The organism is Thalassobacillus pellis (genome assembly GCF_016908295.1).
Classification (GTDB): domain Bacteria; phylum Bacillota; class Bacilli; order Bacillales; family Halobacillaceae; genus Thalassobacillus; species Thalassobacillus pellis.
Window position 1 is genome coordinate 122,182 of sequence record NZ_JAFBDO010000005.1, and the last position, 16,535, is coordinate 138,716.

Below are 16,535 nucleotides of genomic sequence, written 5' to 3' on the forward strand. Positions count from 1 at the left end.
AAAAAAGAGAGGGAGATACCTATGGTGAAAATGATTGCGCTTTATAAGCATCCGGAGGACAAAGAAAAATTCGACGAGCATTACTTTAACACCCATGCTCCGATAACCGCTAAAATTCCGGGGCTCAGGGAAATGAAGGTGACAAGGGTGACTGGTTCGCCGATGGGAGGAGAAGGAAAATACTATCTCATGTGCGAAATGTATTATGACAGCTATGAAGCGCTGCAAGAAGCAATGAAAACTGATGAAGGCAAGGCTTCCGGTAAAGATCTGATGGGTTTTGCAGGTGACTATGTCACGTTGATGGTTGGAGAGGAAGTAAATGAGTGATTTTTCGTTCATCAAAACGAGCGTGGATGAACAAGTGGCCACCATCGTACTTAACCGGCCAAAGGTGCTGAATGCGTTGAACCGACCGATGGTTACGGAGATTATCACTGCCATGGAAGCATTTGATAAAGATGAAGCGGTAAAAGTAATCCTTTTGCGTGGAGAAGGTAGGGCATTTGCGGCCGGAGCCGATATTGATGAGATGGCCAATGACGGTCCCATTGACTTTGAGCTGTTGAACCCTTTTGCCGAATGGGACAAAATCAATTTTATTAAAAAGCCAATCCTGTGTGCTGCTCATGGTTTTGTACTGGGGGGAGGGTTCGAGCTTGCCCTTGCCTGCGATATGATGTTCGCTGCAGAAAATACTTCTTTCGGCTTTCCGGAAGTGACTCTTGGGGTCATGCCAGGGGCTGGAGGGACGCAGCGGCTGACGAAGCTGCTCGGGAAAACAAAAGCACTGCATTGGCTATGGACCGGAGATAAGTTTTCTGCCAAAGATGCGCTTGATTACGGTATTGTGAACCGCCTGATTGCCCCGGAATTGCTGCAGGAAGAAACGGAAGCTTATGCCCGCAGGCTCGCTAACCAGCCGCCACTCTCTTTACGGCTGATCAAGGAAGCTGTTAACAAGGCTGTCGATCATCCGCTGGAGGAAGGAATGCAGCTTGAACGCAAGAACTTCTATCTGCTATTCGCTTCGGAGGATCAGAAAGAAGGAATGAATGCTTTCCTTGAAAAGCGACGGCCGAACTTCAAAGGGAAGTAAGGAGGGATTAGGATGTACGAAACTATCAACTACAAGATACATAACAGCATAGCCTGGATCACCTTGAATCGACCGGAAAAATTGAATGCGTTTACATCACAGATGAACATAGAAATCCAAAAAGCAGTCAAACAGGCTGGATCGGATGATTCGGTCCGGTGCCTGGTGTTTACTGGTGAAGGAAGGGCGTTCAGCTCTGGCCAGGATTTATCTGATGTTGCGGAGGATGCGAATCTTGGAGATATCATCCGCAATTACTATGGTCCGATGGTAAAGGAAATCGCCCGCTGTGATAAGCCGATTGTTGCAGCATTAAATGGAGTTGCTGCCGGCGCGGGTATGAGTCTGGCGTTAGCTTGCGACTTCCGAATTGCCTCTGATAAGGCGAGCATGGTGGAGGCGTTCATTCACGTCGGCCTCATCCCTGATGCAGGAAACCTTTATTATCTGCCGCGGATCGTTGGGCATGCGAAGGCGCTGGAGCTAGCCATATTGGGTGAAAAGATTACCGCCTCCGAAGCAAAAGATTACGGTCTGATCACCCAGGTCGTTCCAGAATGGTCCTTCGAGTCTGAAGTAGAAAAATTCGCCTCCAGACTTGCATCCATGCCGACACAGGCCATCCAGCTTATCAAACGCAGCCTGAAGGACAGCTGGACGATGGAACTGGACGAATATTTGGAAAAAGAAGCGCAAGGACAGCGGATAGCCGGGATGTCAGCTGACTACAAGGAAGGCGTACAGGCATTTTTAGAAAAAAGGAAACCGCAGTTCAGCGGGAAGTAGGACAAGTCGATTGGCTGGTATGGAACGATTCAAATTTTTAGATTTATAGCAGCCACCAAGCATCCTGCTTTTAATTATTAAAAAGGAGTGGAGAGAATGGCACAAGTAAAAGAACAGAAGTTAGAACAATTGGACATGAAGCGGGAGATGTATCATATGATCATCAATGGCGAACGTGTCGAAGGTTCGAATGGAGAAACGTTGACGGTCCACAATCCTGCTACAGGAGAGCCTATAGCAAAGGTTGCCAAGGCATCGATCGAAGACGTCGACCGTGCAGTAGAAGCAGCTCGAAACGCTTTTGATTATGGGAAATGGAAGCGCTATCCCATCAATAAGCGTTCCCGTGTCCTGAACAAAATCGCTTCTATCATGCGTTCCCGTTTCAATGAAATTGTGGAATTGGAAATTCTTGATTCTGGTAAAACGATGGCTGCTGCTCAAGGACAAGTCATGCAGGCGATTGAGGACTTCGAATTTTATGCAGGAGCAATTGTAGGCCACCGTGGAACAGTCAACAATATGCCTGGTGCCTTCCATAATTACACAGAAAAAGAGCCAGTAGGCGTGTGTGCGCAGATCATTCCATGGAACTATCCGTTGATGATGGCAGCATGGAAAGTTGCCCCGGCAATAGCATCCGGGTGCTCTGTTGTCGTGAAGCCAGCCTCACTGACTCCATTGACAGCGATCATTCTCGGTGAAATCTGCATAGAAGCAGGACTTCCGGAAGGCGTCGTTAATATTGTACCGGGCTCCGGTTCTGAAGCCGGGAATCACCTCGTAGAACATCCAGGCGTCGACAAGGTTGCTTTTACCGGCTCGACTCCAATCGGTAAAGATATTATGGCAAAAGCATCGCAGACTCTGAAGCGTGTCACGCTGGAGCTTGGAGGTAAATCACCAAGCATCGTATTCGATGATACCGATATTGATGCAGCAGTCGATGGCTCACTCTTTGGAATTTTCTATAACACTGGCCAATCCTGTGAAGCTCGTTCCCGTTTATATGTGCATGAAGATATCTATGATGAATTCATGGAAAAGTTCGTCGCAAAAACGAAAAAGCTGAAGCTCGGCAATCCTTTCGAAAAGGATACTCACCTTGGAGCAATCATCAGTAAACAGCAAGTGGATGTCATCGACAGTTATGTCAAATCCGCTGTAGATGATGGAGCTGCTGTCCTGACTGGAGGTAAGCCTGCCGAAGTGGAAGGGTATGAAGACGGCCACTGGTATGAGCCGACAATTATCGCTGATGTTACCCATGAGATGAAAGCTGTGCAGGAAGAAATTTTTGGACCTGTGGTCGTTGTCATGAAGTTCAGTGATGAAAAAGAAGTCATCAAGCTCGCTAATGACAGTGAATATGGACTTGGCTCTGCCGTATGGACGAAGGACCACGGCCGTGCGACGAGAGTCGCTAACCAGATCCAGGCTGGAATCGTCATGGTAAACTGCCCATTTTCCGCATTCCCTGGCACACCTTTTGGAGGCTATAAACAATCAGGCTTTGGCCGTGAACTATGTATAGAAACACTGGACCTATATACAGAAACGAAAAGCATCATTTCCTATTACGGAAGTAAGCCGATCAACCCACTCGGCGTATAAATGCGTGTAGGCTGCAGGCTGTCTCAAAGAGGCAGCCTTCGCCTTTCCTGTTTTAGCCGGACCGTGATTAGAGCTTCCCGGGAGACACTTGTTGCGACAGAGAGTCTTGCAGCTTTCACTAGGGAAGCGTGTCATCCTGAGGGTGTTACATTCAACCTTTATTAAAGATATTAAACAGATCAGGAGGTTGTCACCGTGATTAAAAAAATCGTAGTGGTAGGTTCTGGTGTGATGGGCAGAGGAATCGCCTATGTCAGTGCCGTCGGCGGATTTAGAACTGTACTCGTGGATATCAGTGAGGAACAGCTGACAAACGCCCTATCAGAACTTGAAAAAGTTTTTCAAAAAGGAATCGAAAAAGGTAAAATCAGCGCCGCGCAGCAAGAGGAAGCAAAGGGGCTTCTAAGCTATAGTACAGAATTAGCTGATGCTGTCATTGATGCAGACCTTGTTATAGAAGCTGTTCCTGAGAAAAAGGAAATCAAACAGCAGGTATTTGAAACCATAGCACAGCACGCAAATGAATCGTGTTTTTTTGCCACTAATACATCGACGATGAGTCCGACAGAAATTGGCTCTTACACAAACCGTCCAGAAAGACTGATTGCCATGCATTTTTTCAACCCTGTCTACAAGATGCCCCTCGTAGAAATCGTGAGAGGTTTGGAAACCAGTGACGAAACGGCTGAAGTGGTTAGCAATGCAGCCCGTCAGATGGGGAAAGAAACAGTCGTCGTCAACGAATTTCCCGGTTTTGTGACGAGCAGGATCAGCACCCTTGTCGGCAATGAAGCCTTCTATATGCTGCAAGAGGGCGTGGGCACACCGGAGGAAATCGATAAGGCAATTAAGCTGGGACTGAACTACCCGATGGGTCCATTTGAGTTAGTAGATATGGTCGGTCTTGATGTCCGTTTGAACAACTTGAAATACCTTCATGAAAAGCTGGGGGAAAAATACCGTCCCGCTCCATTGCTTGAACAGTATGTAAAGGCAGGAAGGCTCGGCCGGAAAACAGGCCGTGGTGTCTATGATTACGGGAAAAAGGAAGTGCTCAAATGAGGGAAGTCGTCATCGTTGATGCGCTTAGGACACCGATTGGAAGATACCGTGGAGCATTAAAACATATCCGTCCCGACGATCTTGGGGCGCTGGTCATCAAAGCCCTTCTTGAACGGAATCCGGCTCTCCCGGCAAGGGATCTTGAGGAAATAGTGCTGGGGAACGCCAATCAGGCAGGAGAAGACAACCGGAATGTCGCCCGGATGTCAGCGCTCCTTGCCGGTTTGCCTGTCGAGGTTGGCGGTATCACTGTCAATCGATTGTGTGCCTCTGGTCTTGATGCAGTGAATTATGCTGCCCGAGCAATTTTAGCGGGAGAAGGAGAGGTTTTCATTGCCGGGGGGACAGAAAGTATGACCCGTGCCCCATTTGTGATGGGAAAACCAGCTTCCGAGTTCCCGCGTGGTAATCAGGAAATGTTCGATACGACAATTGGCTGGAGGTTTATAAATCAGAAGTTAGCCGACACGTATGGGACGGACAGTATGCCAAGGACAGCTGAAAATGTTGCTGAACGATATGACATTTCGCGGGAAGCCCAGGATCAATTCGCTCTGGAGAGCCAGCAAAAGGCAGAAAAAGCAATGGAAACAAACCGCTTCCGCGAGGAGCTAGTTCCAGTAACCTATCACGACCGTAAAGGAAATGAAGTAATGGTGAAAAAAGATGAACATCCGAGGCCAAATACGGACCTGGAAAAACTAGCAAAGCTTCGTCCGATATTTGAAGGAGGAACCATTACTGCAGGAAATGCTTCCGGAATCAATGATGGAGCTTCAGCACTTCTTTTGATGTCAGCAGAAAAAGCGTACCAGCTTGGGCTGAAACCGATGGCAAAATACATCGTATCCGCATCTGCCGGTCTGGAACCAGAAGTTATGGGACTAGGACCTATTCATGCTTCCAGGAAAGCATTGAAGCGCGCCAGTCTGACAGCTTCTAAGATGGACTTAATAGAATTGAACGAAGCATTCGCCTCCCAATCGCTTGAATGCATCAAACAGTTGGAACTTAATCCCGAAACAGTCAATGTCAACGGCGGCGCGATTGCATTCGGACATCCATTAGGAGCGAGTGGAGCGCGGATTCTGACCACTCTCGTCCATGAAATGAAAAAACGGGATGTGCAATATGGCCTCGCTACGATGTGTGTTGGTGTTGGGCAGGGCGTCGCGACTATTGTTGAAAATGTACAGAATTAATGCTGGAAGGGGAAGTAGCCTATGTCTGTCATTGACTATCATGTAAAAGGTCACATTGCTTATATTACTCTCAATAGACCAGCTTCTTTAAATTGTTTTAACTATGAATTGCTCGAAGAACTGGGACAATGGGTAGAAAAAATTCACCTGGATGATTCTGTACGAGTTGTCATTTTTACAGGGGCAGGCGAGAAAGCATTTAGCGCAGGAGCGGATTTAAAAGAGCGAAAAACCTTAACCGAGCAGGAAGTCAGGCGAAACGTCAAAAAAATCGCTGATGTGTTCCATGCTGTTTATCATCTGCCTCAGCCCACAATTGCAGCTGTTAATGGTTACGCATTCGGCGGAGGTTTTGAACTGATGCTCGCCTGCGATTTCCGTATTGCAGTAGAAGAAGCTAAAATGGGGCTGACAGAGCTGAGCTGGGCGATCATTCCAGGCGCCGGAGGAACGCAGCGGCTGCCACGATTAATCGGCGAGGCACGGGCCAAGGAACTGATTTTGACAGCAAGTAAATTTTCAGCAGAAGAAGGGTACATGTATGGACTGTTACATAAAGTGGTAGAAAGTAAGGAGTTAATCCCCGCATGTGAAGACCTGGCAGGTAAGATACTCCGCCAGGGGCCGATCGCTGTCCAGCAGGCGAAATATGCGATTAACCAGGGAATGGGTGTTGACCTGCAGACAGGACTTGCGATTGAAGCTCAGGCTTATGAACGGACGATACCTACCAAAGACCGTGTAGAGGCTTTAACTGCTTTCTCAGAAAAAAGGGATCCTGATTTCCAGGGAAAATAAACAACACCACCATAGCTAGTTCTACTTACATGTATTAAAAAAATGAACTGTATTATATCAGATATGTTGATATATAACAGACTTGACTCTACAATGATTTGTAAGCGTTATTAAATCTGATCAAAGGAGTGCTGATTTAATGCATGTACCGTTAGTACTGACAGATTTTCTTGACCGGGCTGTCCAATTATATGGGAAAAAGCCTGCTATCATCGATGATGACCGCGTGTTCACCTATGGGGAGCTGAATGAGCGAGTTAACCAGCTTTCCAGAGGACTGCAAACTCTTGGGGTGAGCAAAGGGGATAAAGTAGCCTATTTGGCTCCAAACACAACAGAAATGCTGGAAGGTTTTTATGGTGCGTTCCAAAATGGCGCAGTCATGACACCTCTAAACACGCGACTTCAGCCCGCCGACTACAAATTCATCCTCACTCATAGCGAAAGTAAGGTCTTATTCGTCGATGCGAACTTGTATGCTTTAGTGAAGGATATCCTGCCTGAAGTTCCTCAATTGAGTGAAGTCATTATACATGGGGAGGGTTATGAGGAATGGCTCGGTTCTTTTTCTTCGGATCCATTTGAGAGGGTTGAACTGGAGGAAGAAGACATAGCTTCCCTGTTATATACCAGTGGGACAACAGGTAACCCAAAAGGCGTGCTTCTCAGTCACCGTGCTAACTATTTACATGCTTTATCCACCATGCATCATCTACAAATTTCGGACAAAGATACGTTGCTGCATGTTCTCCCTATGTTCCATGTGAATGGCTGGGGTTCTCCTTTTTATTACACTGCCAATGGAGCGACACAGGTAATGCTCCGCACCACAAACGCTAAAAATATCCTTGAAAAAGTCAAAAAACACAACGTTTCTATCTTGCATATGGCACCAACAGTATTGAATATGGTTTTGGAAGAATACCAGAGGAATAATCCCCATATGGAACATGACGTTCGAGTCGTGATAGCAGGATCGGCACCGCCGCCAGCCTTTGTAAGGAAAGTAGAAGAAGACCTGAAATGGAAATTTATTCAGGTCTACGGAATGACGGAAATTTCCCCGCTCATAACCACTTCAGAAATCCGTTCACATGAATTAGATAAAACGAAAGAAGAACAATATCAGCTGAAGGCAAAAGCCGGGTATGCCATGATAGGGTGCAAAGTACGGGTGGTAGATGAATCAGGAGAGGAAGTCCCTCATGATGGGAAAACAATCGGTGAGATCGCCACGCAAACCAATGGCATGATGGAAGGGTATTATAAGAACCCGGAAGCGACCAACGAAACGATCCGCGATGGCTGGTTGTATACAGGTGATATGGCCGTTATTGATAATAATGGTTATATTGAAATCGTAGACAGAAAAAAAGATGTCATCATCAGTGGTGGTGAAAATATATCTTCTATTGAAGTGGAGGGCGTGCTCTATGAACATCCCGGTATCCTGGAAGCAGCTGTTGTCGCAATCCCTCATGAAAAATGGGGAGAGGTTCCTCACGCGGTAGTAGTCTTAAGAGAAGAGAATAGTTTATCGGAAGAGGATATAATCTTGTTTTGCAGGGAAAATCTAGCTCATTACAAAGCTCCGAAAAGTGTTACATTCATCCAGGAACTCCCAAAAACAGCTTCAGGCAAAATACAAAAAGTTGTTATCCGCAAAGCGTTCTGGAAGAGTCATAGCCGAATGGTCAACTAGTTGCTGTTAGTCTGGAGCAAACAGACACCGAAAGGAAAGAGGCTGGGACAAAACTGAATAAATCATTAGAAAAACTCGCATTCACTTGTCCTTTAGTTAATGCGTTTAGTTTTTCTTATACTTGGTACTTTAAAATTTTCACTACGTTGAAAAACTTCTTTGCAAAATTTTATACTTTCTAAATGTATAAAATAATCCGAACGATTTTATTGAATCAGTTCGGATTATTTGTTTGCCAGGAATGCCATCGCTTCGTCCAAACACTTCGCTTTCCGCGGGCACAGTCTCAGCTAACCAGGTCAAGAAGGTCGCTTGACCTAGTGAATTACTTATGTATCAGCTTCTTTCTTTGTGTGCAATCAGTATCATCAGTACTTTCTTCACTTCTATCAGTTAGCTTGTGAGTTCATGGAAGGATGTATGATAGAATATGCGATAAGGAAGCTGAACAAAGATTATGTGAGAATTGCAGGGAGACTGATGTGAATCTTACATAAATTCTAGCTGGGAGGCGTTTATGTGACTGAGAATGTAGAACTGAGGGTCGATGCCAGGGCGACACTGGGGGAGGGGCCGAGCTGGGACGAGGCTAATAGGCTGCTTTATTGGGTCGATATCGAAGGGAAAAAAGTATTTGTATACAATCCTGCAGTAAATGAAAATAAAACGATCGAGATGGATCAGATGGTAGGGGCCATAGTGCCGCGAAGTGGAAATGAAGCGGTTATTGCCATGGAGAAAGGTCTCCAGTTTATGAATACGAAAACAGGTGAGCTTCACCCGATCAGTGACCCGGAAAGCGATATACAGGAAAATCGATTTAACGATGGAAAGTGTGACCCTGAGGGAAGATTTTGGGCAGGAACGATGAGTTTTGATGCAAAGGAAGGAAACGGTTCCCTTTACTGCCTGGAGACAGACCAGAATATCACGAAGAAAATTGGTAATGTTACTATATCTAACGGGCTTGCCTGGTCTCCTGACAACCGATATATGTACTATATCGATACCCCGACTAGAAAAGTCGACCGCTATGAGTACGACCTGGAGACAGGTGACATCAATAACCCGGTGACAGTCGTGGAGATTCCGGAAGGGCAGGGAAACCCGGACGGAATGACTATCGATGCAGAAGGCAACTTATGGATCGCCCACTGGGGAGGGGCAAGGATATCTGTCTGGAACCCTGAAAATGGTGAACTGCAAAAAATCATCCCGGTTCCTGCATTAAATGTGACTTCCTGTGTATTTGGGGGAGACGAGCTCAATGAACTGTACATCACCACCGCGAGTACTGGGATGACTGAGGAAGACTTAAGAAAATATCCGCACGCTGGCGGTCTCTTTAAGCTGAAAACAACAGTAAAAGGCTCACCAACCTATTCTTACAAAGGGTAAGCAAAGACATTTTAACGATTTCGATTGATAAAGGATAGGGCGTTTGGAGTTGTTCCCGGGAGGGGATGATTTCATGACAACATACCAGGCTTTAACGCTTATTGTTCTCCACGATGGTCATAACGCTGATCGCAGTTGTTGTCGCTATTTTCAGCCAAAAAAATAGCCCCCTGTCTGCAAATGGGTAAGGGCTATTTTTTTTTGTAGAAAGATAACGCCAATCCCTTATCAGGAATGGGTATCTACTTGACCACAGTTGGAGCTGTGGTCATTTTTTTATTATAGGACTATAATACAAAATTTTCATCAAAAATAAACGGGGCGTACACATACTCCATACCATTTATTGAAAACGGGCAGTGTCCTCTGGTTTTCGAGAGGAAGTTCGGACGTTCGTCTGCGGAAAGGGAAGGGGATTAGCTTCTGCCGGCAAGAAAGAACTTGCAGAAAAACCAGATGTTTCTCCACAATCTGCAACCCCAGAAAGGATTTCTGAGGTTGATTTTTCTTTACTGATTCACTTAGTTCATAGGTGTTTGCATTTGTGCCGGCGCATAACTTTGCATCATTTGAGTCATATCTTGCTGTGCAAGTTGAGGAACCTGGTAATTCCCTTGTTTATTTTGATAAAGGAAAATTTCGTAACTCATTTCAATCATGTTAGGGACGCTATCAGCAATCACTCTGCGCAATACAGGGTTGGTAATCTCTGTCGCAGCCATTGCCATCACTGATGATAACCCTTTCACCTGGCCCAGCATGAACGAGGCGTATTCCGTATCTGTCAATTCACCGGCTGATTGGATCGGCTGTTTAGGCTGAGTTGGCTGTATTCCATAAACTACGTCGTTACTCTGCGTCATTTTGTACACATGGGTCGATTGGGAAGGCTTTTGACCGGATTGGAAGCATTCGATCATCGTGTTGTAAAGCTCGGTGGTAAATGCTGACTGGCGCATCAGCATGTCTTTCAATTCCTGGTCTTGGATTTGCTGCTCATACATTTTATACTGGTTCAGCATTCCCATGACCCCGCTGATCACCTCATGGGCATCGAACATTTCATGACCGCCATGACTCATGTTTGGAGCCATGTTTTCAGATAGCTGTTTACCGGCCTGCTGACCTTGGTTGTTCATTTGATTTTGCATTTGTTTCCCTCCATCATAATGGCATTCCTGATTATTTTTCGTCATTAACCGGAAAACATGTACGGATAAAAAATTTTTAAAAGGAAAATGGGGCAAGCTATCATCATCACATCAACCGGTATTCCCTCTATAATGATACACCCTTATCGGAAATTCTGATAAACTCTAGTTACTGAGAAACTGAACAGGAATGTGATGCAGCAATTAGGGGGTGGACCATGGATTTCAGAGATCGGACCCACAAATATGAATCGAAGCTGAATGACACAGATGATCAGATAATCGATTACATCATTGAAAATAAGCGACAGGTTGTAAACACATCGATCCAGGAACTTTCCAGGCGATTTTATACAGTTCCCAATACGATTACGAGACTATCTAAGAAATTAGGGTATGATGGTTTCTCCCAGTTAAAAAACAGTTTGAAGGCAGAACTGGAAGAGGAGCAACTCGGGAGCGAAAGTACGATTGCATCGAATATCAAGCGCACGTTTGAACTTCTGGACCAGGAGAGCTTATCTGTCATTGCAAGGAAAATCCGTCAGGCAGAGCATGTCTTTATCTGTGGGGTAGGGGATACCCTGCCTTTCTGCGAGCTGCTGGCAACCCATCTGAAAATTGGCGGGAAAAATGCAGAGTTTTTTCTACATCGTCATGATGCTGTATATGCGCTCAATCATTCCACACAAAAAGATCTCCTTTTTCTCATTAGTATGTCTGGAGAGACGGAACAGATATTAGAAATGAATGAGCTTGCCCAATCGAGGGGGATTACGACGATATCCCTGACCCATTTCAACCGGAACAGCTTACAGGCAAAGGCCGACTACCGTTTCTTTTTCTATTCCCCACGAAGAATGCGCGAAAATTACAATACATCTGACAAGACGCCGGTGATCCTGGCGATTCAAGTACTTTCAGATATTTTCTGGGAAACTGATTGATGTGTATAAATACACATGTAATCGGTTTCTTTTGTTTATAGATGTGTTCCATTTTAAAGATAAGCAAACGCTTTCTTTCGGTGTGCTACGATCATAGACAAATAACAGTATTTACGAAGGAGGCAGGGGGATGCGTTTACAAAGTTTGACCTCTCAGGACCTTATCAGCACGAATCAATCGTTCTCGACGAAAGATGAAACTATCCGTTACTTGGTCCATCAACTGTACCAGGAAGGAAAGCTTCATTCCGAAGAGGATTTTTACGAAGCGGTCATAGACAGGGAAAAGTTATCACCGACCGGCTTTGAAGGAGGACTTGCCATCCCGCACGGCAAATCGACTGCGGTCAAGGAAGCAGCGTTTGCAGTAGCGACTATGGAAGTACCATTAGAGGATTGGGAAAGCATTGACGAAAATAATCGCGTAGAACTTGTGATGCTGCTTGCGATTCCAGAAAATGAAGCAGGGTCTACGCATTTGAATTTGTTAGCCGAATTGATGACTCGAATGGCAGACCCGGCTTATAAAGCCAGATTGATGGAAGCCAAAACGAGTGAACAATTCTTCACTGCCCTGGATCACCAGGAGGAAGAAAAGAAAACCGAACAGCAGACACCTGCGAAAAAGATGTTAGCTGTCACTGCTTGTCCGGCAGGCATTGCCCACACTTATATGGCTGCTGAAGCATTGATACGGGCTGGTCAAGAGCTTAATGTCGAAGTGACTGTAGAGAAGCAGGGAGCCAATGGCATTGAGGATCGTCATTCTAAAAAGGCGATCGCACAGGCCGATGCCGTCATTTTTGCAGCAGATGTAGCTGTAAAAGATCCAGATCGTTTTTCTAATCTCCCGCGAGTAACGACAACGGTGGCTTCCCCGTTGAAAAATGCGAGAAAAATTATCGAAGAAGCCATAGAAAAATCTGAGCTTGCCCCAGATCGTGATGAGTACGATCCGGAAACATTTATCGATGAGGAAGACGACGATAACAAATCGTTTAAAACAGAAATAAAAGATTCCATCATGACAGGTATTTCCCACATCATTCCTATTATCGTTGCAGGTGGGATGACTCTTGCGTTTGCGGTACTTGTCTCCCAGGCATTCGGGCTGCAGGATGTCTATGCCGAGGAAGGTTCATGGCTGTGGCTGTTGCGGCAATTAGGCGGAACAATGCTCGGAACGCTCATGGTGCCAGTATTGTCTGCTTACATGGCTTACTCCATCGCTGATAAACCAGCACTTGGACCTGGTTTTGCTGCTGGTATTTGTGCGAATTTGATTGGCAGTGGCTTTTTGGGCGGTATGCTCGGTGGTTTCCTTGCTGGTTACCTTATCAAATACATGAAAAATAACTTGCAGACAACTGGTACATTCTCGGGATTTGTCAGTTTCTGGCTATATCCTGTTGTCGGGACACTGACAGTCGGATCAATTATGTTGTTTGTCATCGGGGAACCGCTTGCAGCTATCAATAATGGGCTTATTAACTGGTTAGAGGGATTATCCGGCGGTAATGCCATCCTGCTTGGCGCAATTTTAGGAGCCATGGTTTCCTTTGACCTGGGCGGTCCGGTCAATAAAGCTGCTTATACGTTCTGTATTGCTGCAATGGCAAGTGGTAATCTCATGCCTTACGCTGCTTTTGCATCCGTGAAAATGGTTTCTGCCTTTGCTGTCACAGGTGCAACGATTGTCGGAAAAAAATACTTTACAAAACCAGAGCAGGAAATTGGAAAACAGACCTGGCTTCTCGGCCTTGCCGGTATTACGGAAGGTGCGATTCCATTCGCCATTAATGATCCATTGCGTGTCATCCCGTCCCTCATTGCAGGTTCGGCAGTTACAGGTGGAATCGTAGCCTTTTTCGGAATTGGATTGAATGTTCCTGGAGCAGGAATATTCTCGCTTGCTCTACTTAAGGGGCAGCCATTATTCTTAGCGGCAAGCGTCTGGCTTGGAGCTGCGCTGCTTGGAGCGTTCATTTCCATGGTTCTTCTGATTATCACCCGTAAGAACCGTTTAAAAAAGCAACCACGTACAGAAAAAGAAAAATCTAATGTTCAAATGAAAACAGCTGTAAACTGATCATTGATTTAAAGGGAAGGGATTAGACATGACACAAGTGCACGTTGTGCCTCATATGCACTGGGATCGGGAATGGTATTTTTCCACAGAAGAGTCCCGGATATTATTAGTAAATAACATGGAAGAAATCATGGACCGTTTAGAGAATGATCCTGATTATCCTTATTACGTACTCGATGGTCAGACATCGATACTGGAGGACTTTTTCGCCGTAAAGCCTGAAGAAAAAGAACGTGTGAAAAAGCTGGTCCAGGAAGGAAAGTTGATTATTGGACCGTGGTACACTCAAACGGATGAAATGGTGGTCGGCGGTGAATCAATTGTCCGCAATCTCTTATATGGAATAAAAGACAGTAAAGAATTCGGCAGTCCGATGATGATCGGTTATCTCCCTGATTCTTTCGGTCAGTCTGCGCAAATGCCGCATATCTTTAATGGATTTGATATCAAGTATACGATTTTCTGGCGAGGTACTTCTGAACGCCATGGCACGGATAAAACAGAATTCCACTGGGAAACGAAGGACGGCTCTAGCGTGCTTGTCCAGCTTCTTCCGCTGGGATATGCGATAGGAAAGTATCTGCCTCAGGAAGAAGAGGCGCTCGGCAAGCGAATGGAAAAGTATTTTCCGGTACTTGACCGGGGCACGACAACCAACCACTTGGTCTTGCCTAACGGGCACGATCAAATGCCAATCCAACAGGACATTCATGAGGTTATCAGCAAGCTGGAAAGCATGTATCCGGATCGGGAATTCTTTCTAAGTAAATATGAAAATATTTTCGCCGAAATTGAAAAAAACAATCAATTGGCCACGTTGAATGGCGAATTCCTGGACGGAAAATATATGCGGGTGCACCGCAGCATTTATTCTACACGGATGGACATCAAAGCAGCCAATACTCGTGTCGAGAATAAAATAACCAATATTCTGGAACCATTGGCAGCAATGGCATATGACCTTGGTTTTGAATATCACCATGGTCTGATTGAATTGATTTGGAAAGAAATCATGAAAAATCATGCCCATGACAGCATTGGTTGCTGCTGCTCAGATAAAGTCCATCGTGAAATTGCCAACCGGCTGTTTCTTGCGGAAGAAAAAACCGATCAGCTGATCGAGTTTTATAAACGAAAAATCGTTGATGCAATAGAAGTAGAGGATGATGGAGACCGCCTCACATTGTTCAATTTCGTTCCTTACAATCGTGAAGAAGTGGTGACAACCGAGGTGATAACCAGAGCAAAATCATTTGTCCTTGAAGACGAAGACGGAAATGAAATCGAGTATGAGCTGCTGGATACAGAGGAGCTGGATCCTGGGCTGATTGACCGCCAAATTGTCCACTATGGCAATTATGATCCTTTCTACCGCTATCGTATTCAGTTGAGGCAGTCGCTTCCGGCAATGGGATACCGCACATTAACCGTGAAAGACCGTGAATATTCTCCCGTCAACTCTTACGAGAAAAAAGACCAGGTGGATACAGAATTTTTCTCGATATCAGTTAATCGGAATGGGTCTTTGAATATTTTTGATAAACGGATAGAGCAAACCTTCAATGAGGTTTTGCTGCTGGAAAATTCCGGAGACGATGGTGATGAGTATGACTTTTCTCCATTAGCCAATGATTTAGAGATCTCCAGTAAAGACGTAAAAGCAGAGGTAAATATCAAACAAAATCGCCATGAAGCCTCTATCGATATCCGTTACCAGTTAGCAGTACCGGAGAATCTGGAGGAAAGAAAAGCAGGGAAGCGGAGCAGCACAGTCGAAGTCCGTTTCGCGATCACTGTGGCTGATCATAAACCGATCATCGAAGTGAAGTGTGAGTTGGATAATCATGCGAAAGACCACCGTCTCCGTGCCCTCATTCCGACAGGTATTCAATCTGCATTTTCGATTGCAGACAATCAGTTCGGCCATATAAAAAGAGATGTCAGGGATGCAGCAATGGATGTATGGCAGGAAGAAAACTGGAGCGAGCGACCGGATTCGATTTACCCGATGCTCAGCTATATCGGGCTGTCCAACAACGATTATGGCCTTAGTGTGCTTACGAACAGTACAAGGGAGTACGAAATTATTGGTGAACAGAATGATACGATTGCGATCACCTTATTCCGAAGTATTGGTTATCTCGGCAAGGCTGAGATGGTCCGCCGTCCAGGAAGGCCGTCCGGTATCAAACTCCCGACACCTGATTCACAGATGATCGGCAGCCTGTCTCTTGATTTTGCACTGTTTTTCCATAAAGGAAGTACATTAGAAGCAAATACAGCAAAAGTGGCAAAGGAGTATGTGACGCCTGTCCATACTTATAATAAGATTCCATATAACGCCATGAAGCTGAATGAATCAGACATCAGAACACCTGCAAGCTTTCAGTTGCTTGAGGAAGAAGTTGACAGCTCTGCTGTCTTAAGCACCCTGAAAAAAGCGGAACAGGATGACGCACTGATTTTACGATTGTTTAACCCTTGTGATCGGGAGACAGAAACGCAAATCAAGGTTGTTGATGGTTTGAAGGATGCCTGCTATACTAATCTGAACGAAGATGAAATTGGACAGCAGGTTACTACAGAAAAAGAAAAGCTTTGCGTTCCGGTGAAAGTTAATCAATCGCGGACGATTGCTATCAAAAGGTAATACACACAAACCAGAGATACGCTTCTCTGGTTTGTTG

The 16,535-nt window shown here is 45.4% G+C and carries 13 protein-coding genes; 12 read left to right on the forward strand and 1 reads right to left on the reverse strand.

Translation table 11 applies throughout. The annotated features are described in order from the left end of the window. The first annotated feature begins 21 nt into the window (after positions 1–21). The 9 genes from JOC33_RS15580 (at position 22) to JOC33_RS15620 (ending at position 9,661) form a co-directional block, all read left to right on the forward strand. Positions 22–330, forward strand: coding sequence for an EthD family reductase (locus JOC33_RS15580; RefSeq protein WP_205093469.1), 309 nt, complete (start codon positions 22–24; stop codon positions 328–330). Next, the gene (locus tag JOC33_RS15585) at positions 323–1,099 is read left to right on the forward strand and encodes an enoyl-CoA hydratase/isomerase family protein (RefSeq protein WP_205093470.1); all 777 of its coding nucleotides are present in this window, start codon (positions 323–325) and stop codon (positions 1,097–1,099) included. Before JOC33_RS15580 ends, JOC33_RS15585 begins: the two co-directional genes overlap by 8 nt. 12 nt (positions 1,100–1,111) lie before the next feature. Next, positions 1,112–1,885, forward strand: coding sequence for an enoyl-CoA hydratase-related protein (locus JOC33_RS15590; protein ID WP_205093471.1), 774 nt, complete (start codon positions 1,112–1,114; stop codon positions 1,883–1,885). Between the two features lie 96 nt (positions 1,886–1,981). Then, positions 1,982–3,499 carry an aldehyde dehydrogenase family protein gene (locus tag JOC33_RS15595; RefSeq protein ID WP_205093472.1) on the forward strand — a complete coding sequence of 506 codons (1,518 nt, stop codon included), beginning with the start codon at positions 1,982–1,984 and terminating at the stop codon, positions 3,497–3,499. Positions 3,500–3,694: 195 nt separating this feature from the next. After that, positions 3,695–4,561 carry a 3-hydroxyacyl-CoA dehydrogenase gene (locus tag JOC33_RS15600; protein WP_205093473.1) on the forward strand — a complete coding sequence of 289 codons (867 nt, stop codon included), beginning with the start codon at positions 3,695–3,697 and terminating at the stop codon, positions 4,559–4,561. Then, positions 4,558–5,763: an acetyl-CoA C-acyltransferase gene (locus tag JOC33_RS15605; protein ID WP_205093474.1), complete on the forward strand. Its 1,206-nt coding sequence runs from the start codon at positions 4,558–4,560 to the stop codon at positions 5,761–5,763. Before JOC33_RS15600 ends, JOC33_RS15605 begins: the two co-directional genes overlap by 4 nt. A 21-nt stretch (positions 5,764–5,784) precedes the next feature. Further along, on the forward strand, positions 5,785–6,561 hold the full coding sequence (locus JOC33_RS15610; protein WP_205093475.1) for an enoyl-CoA hydratase-related protein: 777 nt from the start codon (positions 5,785–5,787) through the stop codon (positions 6,559–6,561). A gap of 139 nt (positions 6,562–6,700) precedes the next feature. Beyond that, a complete protein-coding gene (locus JOC33_RS15615; RefSeq protein ID WP_205093476.1) occupies positions 6,701–8,263 on the forward strand; it encodes a long-chain-fatty-acid--CoA ligase in 1,563 nt (520 codons plus the stop codon). Between the two features lie 519 nt (positions 8,264–8,782). Further along, a complete protein-coding gene (locus JOC33_RS15620) occupies positions 8,783–9,661 on the forward strand; it encodes an SMP-30/gluconolactonase/LRE family protein (RefSeq protein ID WP_205093477.1) in 879 nt (292 codons plus the stop codon). Between the two features lie 521 nt (positions 9,662–10,182). Here JOC33_RS15620 and JOC33_RS15625 read toward each other — a convergent pair. Beyond that, entirely contained in the window at positions 10,183–10,812 is a 630-nt protein-coding gene (locus JOC33_RS15625) for a spore coat protein (RefSeq protein WP_205093478.1), read from the reverse strand. Between the two features lie 218 nt (positions 10,813–11,030). Here JOC33_RS15625 and JOC33_RS15630 point away from each other — a divergent pair, with 218 nt between their 5' ends. From JOC33_RS15630 to mngB, 3 genes are all read left to right on the forward strand, one after another. Next, positions 11,031–11,759, forward strand: coding sequence for a MurR/RpiR family transcriptional regulator (locus JOC33_RS15630; protein ID WP_205093479.1), 729 nt, complete (start codon positions 11,031–11,033; stop codon positions 11,757–11,759). A 130-nt stretch (positions 11,760–11,889) separates the two neighbouring features. Next, positions 11,890–13,848, forward strand: coding sequence for a PTS 2-O-a-mannosyl-D-glycerate transporter subunit IIABC (gene mngA, locus JOC33_RS15635; protein ID WP_205093480.1), 1,959 nt, complete (start codon positions 11,890–11,892; stop codon positions 13,846–13,848). A gap of 28 nt (positions 13,849–13,876) precedes the next feature. Continuing rightward, positions 13,877–16,498 carry a mannosylglycerate hydrolase gene (gene mngB / locus JOC33_RS15640; RefSeq protein WP_205093481.1) on the forward strand — a complete coding sequence of 874 codons (2,622 nt, stop codon included), beginning with the start codon at positions 13,877–13,879 and terminating at the stop codon, positions 16,496–16,498. Positions 16,499–16,535 lie beyond the last annotated feature (37 nt).